Source organism: Flavobacterium ichthyis, from assembly GCF_009915155.1.
GTDB classification, from domain to species: Bacteria; Bacteroidota; Bacteroidia; order Flavobacteriales; family Flavobacteriaceae; genus Flavobacterium; species Flavobacterium ichthyis.
In genome coordinates, this window is sequence record NZ_JAABLM010000009.1 from 96,628 (window position 1) to 109,689 (window position 13,062).

Genomic DNA, 13,062 nt, shown 5'->3' on the forward strand with positions numbered 1-13,062 from the left:
GATCATTACCCATTTTTAGCAATAACTTTTTATGACGCCTTTGTACCAAAACCAAACTTTGAAAATTTATAATTCGCTTTCGGGCGAAAAGGAAATATTCACGCCTTTACACCAAGGAAATGTGGGAATGTACGTATGTGGACCAACGGTTTACAGCAATGTTCACTTGGGAAATGTGCGGACTTTTATGTCGTTTGACGTGGTTTTCAGGTATTTTTCACATTTGGGTTACAAGGTTCGTTATGTAAGAAACATCACGGATGCCGGACATTTGGAAAATGATGCGGATGAAGGCGAAGACAGAATTGCAAAAAAAGCGCGACTGGAGCAAGTGGAACCGATGGAAATTGTGCAACGATATACGGTGGATTTTCATTCGATTTTGAATGATTTTAATTTTTTGCCGCCAAGTATTGAGCCAACGGCTACGGGACATATTATTGAACAGATTGAAATTATCAAAAAAATTATCGACAACGGATTGGCTTATGAAGCGAACGGTTCGGTTTATTTTGATGTTAAAAAATACAACGAAACCAATCATTATGGGATTTTAAGTGGCAGAAACATTGAAGACATGCTGGCGAATACCCGTGAATTAGCAGGACAATCGGAGAAAAAAAATCCGCAGGATTTTGCACTTTGGAAACGGGCCGAACCGCAACATATTATGCGTTGGCCATCACCTTGGAGCGATGGTTTCCCGGGTTGGCATTTAGAATGTACCGCAATGAGTACCAAGTATTTAGGCGAACAATTTGACATTCATGGTGGCGGAATGGATTTAAAATTTCCGCATCACGAATGTGAAATTGCGCAAAACCAAGCTTGTACCGGAAACGCTCCGGTAAATTACTGGATGCATGCCAATATGTTGACGCTTAACGGAAAAAAAATGGCGAAATCTACCGGTAATAATATTTTGCCTCGCGAAATTATTAGCGGAAATAATGATATTTTGAGCAAAGCATTTTCGCCATCGGTAACAAGATTTTTTATGCTTCAAGCGCATTACAGAAGTATTTTGGATTTTAGTAATGATGCGATTTTAGCTGCGGAAAAAGGTTACAACCGATTGATGGAAGCGTTTAATTCGCTTTCGGAAATTGAAGTTTCAGAAAATTCTTCTGTGGACATCAATACTTGGAAACAACGCTGTTACGATGCGATGAACGATGATTTCAACACACCCATTTTAATTGCAGAATTGTTTGAAGGTGTGCGTTTTATCAATTTGTTAAAAGAAAAAACGGAAAGCATTTCAGCAGAAGATTTGAAAACTTTTAGCAATGCGATGAGTGGTTTTATCTTTGACATTTTAGGATTGAAAGATGAAAAAACGTCTGGTGCTGGAAATGATAAGTTAGAAAACGTGGTCAACATGTTGATTGGAATGCGAAACGAAGCCAGGGCTAATAAAGATTTTGCCTTGTCTGACAATATTAGAAATCAGTTAACTTCTTTAGGCATTCATTTAAAAGACGGAAAAGATGGCACAACTTTTACCATTAATTAAATACAAAATGATGAAGTGTTAAGGCTTCATCATTTTTTTTATATGGAAAAATTAAAAAAAATAACAATCGCACCGTTCATTTTCTTAATCAGAATATACCAACACGGCATCTCCCCTTTTTTGCCTTCGGCATGTAGGTATTCGCCAACATGTTCTCATTATGCAGTTGAAGCTTTGCAAAAACACGGACTCTTGAAAGGTGGTTTTTTGGCGGCAAAAAGAATTTTGAGCTGCCATCCTTGGGGCGGAAAAGGTTATGATCCAGTACCAGAAAAATTTCCTAAAAAAGATTAACAAGAATTTGTAACGACAGTTTAACTTCAAATTTTTACTTTTACAATTATTTTCAATTTAAAAATATGACTGCACTTAATTTCGTTTGGAATCCCAGCGAAGGAATAGACCTAGGTTTTTTTGTAATTCGATACTACAGTTTAATGTTTGTAGTGGCGTTTGTTTTGGGTTGGTATTTGATGAAAAGAATTTACCTGCGCGAGGGTGAAACTATTGAAAAATTAGACAGTTTGTTCATTTACACTTTTTTTGCCACGCTTTTTGGCGCCAGAATTGGTCACGTTTTATTTTACGAACCTGAACTTTTTAGCCAGGATTTTTGGAGCGTTTTTCTTCCAATTCGTACCAAACCAGAATTAGAGTTTACTGGATTTTCGGGATTAGCGAGTCATGGAGCGGCAATCGCGATTATCATTGCGATGTATTTTTATTCAAAAAAAATTATCAAACGCCCAATTTTGTGGGTTTTAGATAGAATTGTGATTCCGGTTTCGGCGGGGGCCATTTTCGTACGATTAGGGAATTTTTTCAACTCGGAAATTGTAGGAAAAACTACCGATTCTGCGATGGGAATTAAATTTCTTCGCGATGCCATTAAACCGGGGCAAGCGATGCAAATTGTGCAAACGAATGATGCGAACGAAGCCTACAACCAAATTGCGACCAACCCGAAATTTGCTTCGGTTTTGGCACAAATACTTCCGAAACATCCTGCACAATTGTATGAATCATTTTCATATATTTTTGTGTTTGCGATTTTATTTTATTTGTATTGGAAAACCAACGCTAGATTAAAACAAGGTTATCTATTAGGTGTGTTCTTAATTTTGCTTTGGGCTGTTAGATTCATTGTAGAATTTGTAAAAGAAAGCCAAGGCGGTTTTGAAAAAGATATTTTGAATGGAGCGCTTTCTACCGGACAATGGTTGAGTATTCCGTTTATCATCATTGGATTTATTTTGATTTTCCGGGCGAAAAAAGAACCTCGAACCCTTTAAATAATTATAAATAAAATCAAGAGAACCAAAGCGTTCTCTTTTTTTTTACATTTTTTTAGGAAGTTTTTGTTGTAAAAATTGTAATTATGCATTTTAAAATATTGTATGTTTCAACTGATAAAAAATAGCACTTTTACTCCTTTCTTCTGGTTTATGCTAGGGCTTTTTTTCCTAAATATCAGTGTGAATCCGGCTGACATTGATCTTAAAACAAAAACGGCTTCCACTTACAACGAACAAGAAAGTTTAATTGAAATTATAGTAGAGAAAGTGTTTGGGTTTGAAGATGCGATTGCAGAACAAGACGATACAGAGTTAGAAGATTTTTCATTGAAGAATAACTTTAAACTTTCAGTTTTAATGTTTCCGGAAAACAATTATTTTGAAATTTTATTTTTTGAAAATCACTCTTCAAGAAAAATATTTTTGACCAAAAATTTCACTTCATTTCATTATTTTAACCTGATTTCTCCTCCTCCGGAGATGATTTTTTTGTAATCAGTTTAAAATAATTTTGTTTCCAAATGTGAAAAATCATTTGGGAATTATCACAACACGTATTTAAAAATGAAGAAAAAAATACTGCTGTTATCGTTATTTTCGGTAACGGCTCACATGGCGTTGGCTCAAAATGATGCCACGCTCGACAGCTTGTACATTGAAGAAGTACAAGAACAAAAATTACCAGTTAAAGTTTTACATGCCGAACCGCTTTACATTGATTTGATTCGCGATTTAGGAGCTCGAAAAGGCGAACGCGAATGGAATCTTGGTTTAGGCTTGACCGATAATTTAAAATACGATTCATACGAAGCTTTGGTAGAATATGAATGGGCTCCAATTGACCGATTGGGTTTGGAGGTTGAATTGCCTTTTACGTTTTATTCTCCATTACAATCAACAAGCCGTGATTCTATTCCGTCGAATCAATTAAATAGTTTGAAAGTGGCAGCACAGTGGTCATTTTTTGTTAATGAAAAATATGCTACCTCGATGGCAATTGGTTACATCAACGAATTTGAATTGTCTAGTTTTAGAGAATTTGGAAAACCTTTGGTAAAAGGAAATGTTTACAATCCGTTTTTGGTGGTGGCGAAACGTTGGGGAAATAATTTCCATTCCTTAATTTATACGGGTCCAATGATTCATCAGGATTTTGAAAATAACAATTTTCATACTACGTATGACATCAACACCAGTTTTCACTACATGATTCCGGGAACGCGAAATTTTTTGGGTATTGAGTTCAACAAAACTTTGGACAAAAAAGATTTTGACATGACAATAAGACCTCAAATGCGGGTTGGCGTTACCGAACAATTGATGATTGGCATTGTAGCCGGAATTCCAGTAGAACGAGAAAATGAGCGTTTTAGTTCGTTTCTGCGTTTAATTTGGGAACCTAAACACCATTAAACAAAAAGCCCCGACGTGAAAACATCGGGGCTTTTTTTATGATTTAAAACTTAAATTAAGCTACTTCTTCAGCGTTGTGTAAGTCTTCAATTCTTTTGTGTTCTGATTCGGGAATACTATCCACTAATACTGGAGTTGCAATGAATAGTGAAGAATAAGTACCAACTAAAATACCTATCAACATTGCGAAAATAAATCCACGGATTGAATCCCCACCGAAAACAAACATAATCAATAATACGATGATCATTGTTAATGAAGTATTGATGGTACGTGACATGGTTGTATTTACAGAACTATTTACAATTTGTTTGAAATTACCTTTCATTCTTCCGGCTAAATATTCACGAACACGGTCGAATACAATCACGGTGTCATTCATTGAATATCCGATCACAGTAAGAATTGCTGCAATGAAATGCTGGTCAAGTTCCATGTGGAAAGGCATAAATTTGTAGCAAAGCGAGTAAACTCCTAAAACGAAAATTACGTCGTGAGCTACTGCAGCGATTGCACCAAGTGAATATTGCCATTTTCTAAAACTTACCATTAAGTAGAGGAATACAATGGCCATTGCTCCTAAAACTGCCCAAATAGAGTTAGTTTTAATATCTTGAGCTACCGCCGGACCTACTTTTGAAGATTGCATAATTCCAGTTTGTTTACCATCATATGCATTTACAAATTTTTCATATGTAATATCGGCATTGTAATATTTTTTTAAATTGTCGAACAACATTTTGTTTACCTCAACGTCAGCTTCGGTACTTGGATCTTCAATTTTATATTTGGTTACAATTTTTAATTGTTGGTCATCACCTAAAACTTTTGCTTGCACCACGCTTCCGAAAACTTCAGAAAGTTCTTCAGAAACTACTGATGCTTCAACTGGCTTTTCAAATCGTACTTGTAATGTTCTTCCTCCAACGAAATCAACACCTTGATCAAAACCGTTGATGAAGAATGACGCAACCGAAACGAGTACCACAACTCCTGAAATTGCATAGGTGATTTTTTTCTTCCCTAAGAAATCAAAGTTGAATTTCGTAAATAAATTTTTAGAGAAACCTGTAACGAAAGTCAATTTATCTCCTCTGTTAACACTCCACTCTAATAAAATTCTAGTGATGAAAATGGCGGTGAAAAGTGATGTAAAAATACCAATTAACAATGTAGTTGCAAATCCTTTAATAGGACCTGTTCCAAAGATAAATAACACAGCTCCAGTTAAAATGTGGGTTACGTTAGCATCTGTAATTGATGACATCGCACCTCTCCAACTGAATGAAGTTTTAATAGCTTCTTCCAACGAATGTCCTAATCGCAATTCTTCTTTTGCTCTTTCGTAAATAATAATGTTAGCATCTACGGCAGTTCCCATTGTTAACACGATACCGGCAATACCTGGTAAAGTTAAGATGGCTCCAATACTTGCCAAAATTCCGAATAAGAATAATAAGTTAACTGCTAACGCAATATTAGCGAACCAACCTGATTTACCGTAATAAATAATCATCCAAAGCGAAACTAATAACAATCCTACTAATGCAGAAGTAATTCCGTTATCAATTGCTTCTTGTCCTAATGATGGTCCAACAGCATCAAACTGCACGATATCTGCAGAAGCAGGTAGTTTACCAGCTCTTAAAATATTCGCTAAATCTTTTGTTTCAGCAATGTCAAAATTTCCTGTAATTTGAGAAATTCCTCCAGTAATAGCACCACTGGTAACTCCAGGAGCAGAATACACTACATCATCTAAAACAATGGCGATAAAACCTCTTTCTGCGTAAGCTTTTCCAGTTAAAGATTCCCAGTCTTTTGCGCCACGGCTGTTCATTACCATCTCAACAGACGGTTTACCCATTTGGTCAAATTTATCCGAAGCATCAGTTACAACTGCACCACTCATTGAAGGTGTTCCTTGACGGTTACCTTTTAAAGCGTATAATTCAACTACTTCTACTTTTTTCGAGTTTGGTGTAACTTTAGGATCAACGATTTGTTGGTTCAAAACGTTAATAGTTTGCTCTTTACTCCACACGAATTTTGCGTAACGTTGGTCTCCGGCTAATAGCGATTTTACTTCTTGTTTGTTCAAATATTTGTTAACAGCAGCCGTATCTTTTGGAGAAAAATATCCTAAAACCGGACCACTACCAAAAGCGGTGAATTTATCAACCAAAGGATTAGCGCCAGTAACAGCAGCAGAATCTTTTGAAGCATCTGTCAATAAAGTATCAATACCTGTTTTTGGTAATTCTGGAGCGGCAACAGCTACTTCAGTTTTCTTTAGAAGTTCGTTAGTAGCCATAAGGAAATTACTCATTTCCTCTACTTTATAAGTTTCCCAAAACTCTAATTGAGCTGTACTTTGTAATAATTTTTTAATACGATCAACATCTTTAGCACCAGGCAATTCTACCAAAATTCTGCCTGATTCTCCTAACATTTGAATGTTTGGCTGAACTACTCCAAATTTATCGATACGCTCTTGTAAAACACGGAAAGCACTTTCTACTGATTCTTTTACTTTTGTTCTTACAACAGTAGTCACTTGAGCATCTGACATCTTGATGTTCACTTCCTCTAAGTTTCTGTGTGCAAAAATCTCAGGATCGGCTAATCTAACAGTTCCTTTAGATTCTTGATCGAATGCTGCAAAAAAAGCATCGATGTAATCTTGGTTTCCGGCTCTGTTTTTGTCAGCTGTTTCTAAAGCTTTAAGGAAAACCGGATTTTTAGAATCGTTTGCTAAGGTTTTCAAAACATCTTTTACAGAAATCTGCAAAATTACGTTGATACCTCCTTCAAGATCCAAACCTTTCTGGATTTGCTTGTCGGCTACTTCTTCATAGGTAAATTTTGTAAAACCTAAGTTGTACACATTCACCTTGCTGATTGAATCAAGGTATTTCAATTCTTTTTGATCATCGCCTTGGGCAAAAGCTTTTGCATCGCTTTTTACCTTATTTGCAACGAACGTGAACGAAAGCTGGTAAATACTTACCAATGCAAATAAAATTGCAAAAAATTTAACGAGTCCTCTATTCTGCATTATTACTAAAATTAATTAAATTCTTTTTTTTTGAGGTATTTTTAATTTAAAAAACAATATATCAATCACTTACATTTATTAAAATACAAATGATAATAATCGCTTTTTTTTAAAACGAGCAAATATATAATTAACCGAATGATTAACCAATTAATTTGCTAATTATATCATAAAAAAAAGACTGCACAAAGCAGTCTTTTAAAACTTTAAAGTTTATTTTATACCAAAACCGATTTTAAATCGGCATTCATATTTCGAACAGCGTCTGCACTTTTAGCAAATAACGCTTTTTCCTTTTCGTTCAAATTGATATCCAAAATTTCTTCGATTCCGTTTTTGCCGATGATACATGGAACGCCCACACAAATATCTGATTGACCATATTCACCTTCAAGCATTACAGAACAAGCAATCATTTTTTTCTGATCATTCAAAATACTGTCAACCAAATAAGCTACAGAAGCTCCAGGAGCATACCAAGCAGAAGTCCCTAACAATCCAGTAAGTGTAGCTCCTCCAACCATGGTATCAGCCGCTACTTTTTCTAAAACTTCTTCCGTTAAAAATTCTGAAACCGGAATTCCGTTGTAAGAAGCCAAACGCGTTAAAGGAATCATGGTCGTATCTCCGTGACCTCCAATTACCATTGCAGAAACATCGTTTGAAGGTTTGTTTAAAGCTTTTGACAAATAATATCTAAAACGTGAGCTATCTAAAGCACCACCCATTCCGATGATTCTATTTTTAGGCAATCCTGTTGCTTTTAAAGTTAAATAAGTCATGGTGTCCATTGGATTTGAAACCACTACGATGATAGCATCTGGCGAAAATTTTAAAACATTTTCTGCAACCGATTTTACAATTCCGGCGTTAATACCAATCAATTCTTCACGTGTCATTCCTGGTTTTCTCGGAATTCCTGAAGTGATGACTACTACATCACTTTTAGCAGTTTTAGAATAATCATTTGTTACACCCGAAACTTGTGTATTAAACCCTGTGTTAGTTGCACATTGCATAATATCCATTGCTTTTCCTTCGGCAAAACCTTCTTTAATATCTAATAAAACCACTTCACTTGCAATTCCTCTATAAGAAATGACATCTGCACAAGTAGCGCCAACATTTCCGGCACCTACGATTGTTACTTTCATGCTTAATTGTATTTAGTTGTTATTTGTTTGTTTTTATTTTTGCAAAAATTATGCATCGATATTAGCGTAAACCGCATTTTTCTCAATAAATTCTCTACGAGGTGGAACTTCGTCACCCATCAACATAGAGAAAACCCTATCGGCTTCTGCCAAACTATCAATGGTTACCTGACGCAAAGTTCTAAAACTCGGATTTAAAGTAGTTTCCCACAATTGTTCCGCGTTCATCTCTCCTAAACCTTTATAACGCTGAATATTAAAACCAGAGCCCATTTTTGAAGAAATTTCATCGCGTTGTGCATCTGTCCAAGCATATTCTTTTTTGTTTCCTTTTTTTACCAAATATAAAGGTGGCGTTGCGATGTAAACGTGACCGTTTTCAATCAACTCCTTCATAAATCTAAAGAAGAACGTTAATATTAAGGTAGAAATATGTGAACCATCAACATCGGCATCACACATAATCACAACTTTATGGTATCGTAATTTTTCTAAGTTCAATGCTTTTGAATCTTCGGCTGTTCCAACAGTTACTCCAAGTGCGGTAAAGATATTTCGAATCTCTTCGTTTTCAAAAACCTTGTGATGCATGGCTTTTTCGACGTTTAAGATTTTTCCACGCAAAGGTAAAATTGCTTGAAAATTTCTATCTCGTCCTTGTTTAGCCGTTCCTCCTGCTGAATCTCCCTCTACTAAGAAAATTTCACATTTTTCCGGATCCTGCTCTGAACAGTCAGATAATTTTCCTGGTAATCCGCCGCCTCCCATGACAGTTTTTCTTTGCACCATTTCACGTGCTTTTTTCGCAGCGTGACGGGCTTGTGCAGCCAAAATCACTTTTTGAATAATGGTTCGGGCATCATTTGGATTTTCTTCCAAATAATTTTCTAACATTTCAGCAACGGCTTGACTTACAGGAGAAACAACCTCTCTGTTACCTAGTTTGGTTTTGGTTTGTCCTTCAAATTGTGGTTCAGAAACTTTTACTGATACAATTGCTGTTAAACCTTCACGGAAATCATCTCCGGTAATTTCAAATTTTAATTTTTCAAGCAATCCCGAAGCATCCGCATATTTTTTCAAGGTACGTGTCAATCCACTTCTAAAACCTTGCAGATGCGTTCCTCCTTCGTGAGTGTTGATGTTATTTACGTAAGAAAAAATATTTTCAGAGTAACTGGTATTATAAATCAAAGCTACTTCTACCGGAACTTCTCCTTTTTCGTTCTCCATCGAGATCACGTGCGAAATAATCGGTTCACGGTTACCATCCAAGAAACGGATGTATTCTTTCAAACCTTCATCAGAATGGAAAGTTTCGCTTAAAAATTCACCTTTATCGTCTTTTTCTCTCTTATCCGTAAAATGAATCGTAATTCCTTTATTTAAAAAAGAAAGTTCACGCATACGAGCCGAAAGCGTATCGTAAGAGAACTCTGTAGTTTGCGTAAAAATCGTATCGTCTGGGTAAAAAGTTTGGCGAGTTCCGCGTTTGTCGGTTTCCCCAATTTGTTTTACAGGATAAAGCGCTTTTCCTTTTTCGTATTCTTGCTCGTAAATTTTTCCTTCGCGGAAAACGGTAGATTTCATATGGTTAGACAACGCATTTACCACCGAAACCCCAACACCGTGCAAGCCTCCTGAAACTTTATAAGAATCTTTGTCAAATTTTCCTCCGGCACCAATTTTGGTCATTACAACTTCAAGAGCCGAAACGCCTTCTTTTTTATGAATATCAACCGGAATTCCACGACCGTTATCTTCAACCGTAATTGAATTATCTTCGTTAATTGAAACCGAAATCGTGTCACAATGACCTCCCATTGCTTCGTCAATGGAATTATCCACAACTTCATACACCAAGTGGTGCAAACCTCTCACTCCTACGTCACCAATATACATGGAAGGTCGCATTCTCACGTGCTCCATTCCTTCTAATGCCTGAATACTATCCGCTGAATAATTGTTCTTCTTAATTTCTTCGCTCATAAATATTATCTAAAAAAAAGGTATTTTTTGTTTTAACGAACAAATATAAGCAAAACCAGCAGATTACCTATTGAAAATACTAATAATCAATGGTAAGTTATTAACATCTTAACATAAATTTCCAATAAAAAAATTGCTTCGCCTGTTCGGTAATCGCTCGAGTTCAAATTCCAAAAAAATAAACATCAAACAAATGTCTTAATACTTAATACTCCAATCTTAATACTTTTTTCCAGGTGCGAATCAGCCGGCATTTTAATAATCCACATTCCCGCTTTCGCGAAAATTCCAAATTCCAAAAAACTAAACCTCAAACAAATATCTTAATACTTAATACTCCAATCTTAATACTTTTTTACGGGAGCGAATCATCAGGCATTTTAATAATCCACATTCCCGCTTTCGGCTTTATCCACGCCAAATTTTGTTGGCATTAAGACGTGGGATATCGCCTCTATCGGGGCTAATGGAAAACTTTTGGCTTCTTTGGAAACTTTAGGAAAGAAAAATTCTAATACGAAAATTGCTTCGCCTGTTCGCTAATCGCTCGAGTTCAAATTCCAAAAAACTAAACCTCAAGCAAATGTCTTAATACTCCAATCTTAATACTTTTTTACAGGAGCGAATCATCAGGCATTTTAATAGTCCACATTCCCGCTTTCGGCTTTATCCACGCCAAATTTTGTTGGCATTAAGACGTGGGATATCGCCTCTATCGGGCTATTGGAAAAACTTTTGGCTTCTTTGGAAACTTTAGGAAAGAAAAATTCCAATACGAAAATTGCTTCGCCTGTTCGCTAATCGCTCGAGTTCAAATTCCAAAAAATTAAACCTCAAGCAAATGTCTTAGTACTTAATACTCCAATCTTAATACTTTTTTTTCAGGAGCGAATCAGCCGGCATCACAAGCCAAAAAAAAGTGCCGCTTAAAAAAACGACACTTTGCAAAAATATAAACAAACAAACTGCTTTAAACCGCAACTCCAGGTTTTGCGATGGAGGTATCTGCTTTGACATGTGCGGCATTCGCGCGACCGCTTGGGTCTTGGTTTTCTTGCCATTTCGGAATCCATTTTCGCACGGTTTGAGCTGCACTTAATTGTGGATAATGTTTGTGGAAAATATCGCGGTAAAAATACGCTTCTTTGGTGGTTGGCGTGTTGTATTCAAAGCGTTCGGAAGCTTTTTCCATTTGCTCATCGGTAATTTGCGAACTGCAATATTCAATCAACGTATCAATCCAGTTGTAACCTACTCCATCCGAAAATTGCTCCTTTTGGCGCCACAAAACTTCTTGCGGTAAATACGGATTTTCCGGCGTGTCAAATGCTTTTCGAAGGATATATTTTTCAACGCCATCGTAAGTTTTAGGTTGCTTTTCCTCTGGTTTAATTTTGACAGCCATGTCCAAGAAATCTTTGTCCAAAAACGGAACACGAGCTTCTAAACCGTGAGCCATCGTGGATTTATCAGCACGAAGCAAATCGGCAGTGAATAATTTTTGAACTCTTTCAATGGTTTCTTTTTGAAAATCTTCTGAACTTGGTGCATTTCTGAAATACAAATAACCTCCAAAAATTTCATCAGCTCCTTCACCGGAAAGCACCACTTTCACACCTTTTTCGGTAATGGCTTTAGACAAGAAATACATTGGTGTACTGGCGCGAACCGAAGTTACATCATAGGTTTCGAGATGCCAAATTAATTTTTCAAGCACTTCAATTCCTTGCTCGATGGTGAAATGAATTTCGTGATGTTCGGTTCCTAAAAATTCAGCTACTTTTCTGGCAGCAACAGCATCTGGCGCTTCTGGATCAAGACCGATTGAGAATGACAACAATTTTTTTCCTTTTTCTTTTAAAAGTCTTGCCGCAATTGACGAGGTTAAGGACGAATCTAACCCTCCTGAAAGCAATACGCCAATTGGTACATCGCTCATCAGCCTTTTTTGAGTCGCTTCGGTTAGGGTTTCGCGAATTTTTTGCAAATCTAAAGCATCGGTACATTTTGTAAAATCTTCATATTCAGGACGGTAATATTTTACAAAGCCGGTTTTGGGTGTATAATAATGTCCCGGAGGAAAAGTGGCAAAAGTTTTACATTGGTCAGCAATAGGTTTCATTTCTGATGCAAAATAAATTCTGCCGCGATCGTCAAGACCATAATACAAAGGCTTCACACCTATAGGGTCGCGACCTGCGATAAAATCATCGCCATCGATAACTACGAAGGCAAAATCACCATCGAGGTAGTTTAGAAATTCATAACCAAATTCTTCGTACAAATGCACAATAACTTCCGAATCAGATTTTGTGCGGAACGTATGGCTTTTTAAAACCGTTTCACGTAATTTTTGATGGTTGTAAATTTCGCCGTTGTGTACCATCCAAGCCGATTTTGTCCCTTGAATGGGTTGTTTCCCCGAATGTAAATCGATGATTGACAAACGTTCGTGGCTTAAAATATGTCCATTTTCAGTAACGTGCAAGTCGCTTTCATCGGGACCGCGATGCGACATTCTTTTAGAGAGCTGTTTTACTAATACTTCGTCTTTTCCTTTTCCTATAATTGCTAAAATTCCGCACATAACTTTTAATTTTTAATGATAAATATTCAATTGGTTATTGTTGAAGCAAA

9 protein-coding genes are annotated in these 13,062 nt (G+C 36.4%); 5 read left to right on the forward strand and 4 right to left on the reverse strand.

The window, feature by feature from the left end:
* Positions 1-31 precede the first annotated feature (31 nt).
* The 5 genes from cysS to GV828_RS08940 all read left to right on the forward strand — a co-directional run bounded on the left by cysS (position 32) and on the right by GV828_RS08940 (position 4,224).
* Positions 32-1,516: a cysteine--tRNA ligase gene (gene cysS, locus GV828_RS08920; RefSeq protein WP_166537139.1), complete on the forward strand. Its 1,485-nt coding sequence runs from the start codon at positions 32-34 to the stop codon at positions 1,514-1,516.
* A gap of 42 nt (positions 1,517-1,558) precedes the next feature.
* Positions 1,559-1,810, forward strand: a complete 252-nt coding sequence (gene yidD, locus GV828_RS08925) for a membrane protein insertion efficiency factor YidD (protein WP_166537140.1) — start codon at positions 1,559-1,561, stop codon at positions 1,808-1,810.
* A 65-nt stretch (positions 1,811-1,875) separates the two neighbouring features.
* On the forward strand, positions 1,876-2,808 hold the full coding sequence (gene lgt, locus GV828_RS08930; protein ID WP_166537141.1) for a prolipoprotein diacylglyceryl transferase: 933 nt from the start codon (positions 1,876-1,878) through the stop codon (positions 2,806-2,808).
* A 105-nt stretch (positions 2,809-2,913) separates the two neighbouring features.
* On the forward strand, positions 2,914-3,306 hold the full coding sequence (locus GV828_RS08935) for a hypothetical protein (protein WP_166537142.1): 393 nt from the start codon (positions 2,914-2,916) through the stop codon (positions 3,304-3,306).
* 69 nt (positions 3,307-3,375) lie between these two features.
* The gene (locus tag GV828_RS08940) at positions 3,376-4,224 is read left to right on the forward strand and encodes an HAEPLYID family protein (RefSeq protein ID WP_166537143.1); all 849 of its coding nucleotides are present in this window, start codon (positions 3,376-3,378) and stop codon (positions 4,222-4,224) included.
* A 55-nt stretch (positions 4,225-4,279) separates the two neighbouring features.
* Here the strand turns inward: GV828_RS08940 and secDF are convergent, their stop codons facing one another.
* The 4 genes from secDF to asnB all read right to left on the reverse strand — a co-directional run bounded on the left by secDF (position 4,280) and on the right by asnB (position 13,012).
* Entirely contained in the window at positions 4,280-7,282 is a 3,003-nt protein-coding gene (gene secDF / locus GV828_RS08945) for a protein translocase subunit SecDF (RefSeq protein ID WP_166537144.1), read from the reverse strand.
* 218 nt (positions 7,283-7,500) lie between these two features.
* Entirely contained in the window at positions 7,501-8,436 is a 936-nt protein-coding gene (mdh, locus tag GV828_RS08950; protein ID WP_166537145.1) for a malate dehydrogenase, read from the reverse strand.
* A 48-nt stretch (positions 8,437-8,484) separates the two neighbouring features.
* The gene (gene gyrB / locus GV828_RS08955; protein WP_166537146.1) at positions 8,485-10,425 is read right to left on the reverse strand and encodes a DNA topoisomerase (ATP-hydrolyzing) subunit B; all 1,941 of its coding nucleotides are present in this window, start codon (positions 10,423-10,425) and stop codon (positions 8,485-8,487) included.
* A gap of 970 nt (positions 10,426-11,395) precedes the next feature.
* Positions 11,396-13,012, reverse strand: coding sequence for an asparagine synthase B (gene asnB / locus GV828_RS08960; protein ID WP_166537147.1), 1,617 nt, complete (start codon positions 13,010-13,012; stop codon positions 11,396-11,398).
* Positions 13,013-13,062 lie beyond the last annotated feature (50 nt).

Bases quoted from the DNA above. Each gene is read 5' to 3' on its own strand.
- cysS (WP_166537139.1), top strand. From the start codon at position 32: ATGACGCCTTTGTACCAAAACCAAACTTTGAAAATTTATAATTCGCTT.
- yidD (WP_166537140.1), top strand. From the start codon at position 1,559: ATGGAAAAATTAAAAAAAATAACAATCGCACCGTTCATTTTCTTAATC.
- lgt (WP_166537141.1), top strand. From the start codon at position 1,876: ATGACTGCACTTAATTTCGTTTGGAATCCCAGCGAAGGAATAGACCTA.
- GV828_RS08935 (WP_166537142.1), top strand. From the start codon at position 2,914: ATGTTTCAACTGATAAAAAATAGCACTTTTACTCCTTTCTTCTGGTTT.
- GV828_RS08940 (WP_166537143.1), top strand. From the start codon at position 3,376: ATGAAGAAAAAAATACTGCTGTTATCGTTATTTTCGGTAACGGCTCAC.
- secDF (WP_166537144.1), bottom strand. From the start codon at position 7,282: ATGCAGAATAGAGGACTCGTTAAATTTTTTGCAATTTTATTTGCATTG.
- mdh (WP_166537145.1), bottom strand. From the start codon at position 8,436: ATGAAAGTAACAATCGTAGGTGCCGGAAATGTTGGCGCTACTTGTGCA.
- gyrB (WP_166537146.1), bottom strand. From the start codon at position 10,425: ATGAGCGAAGAAATTAAGAAGAACAATTATTCAGCGGATAGTATTCAG.
- asnB (WP_166537147.1), bottom strand. From the start codon at position 13,012: ATGTGCGGAATTTTAGCAATTATAGGAAAAGGAAAAGACGAAGTATTA.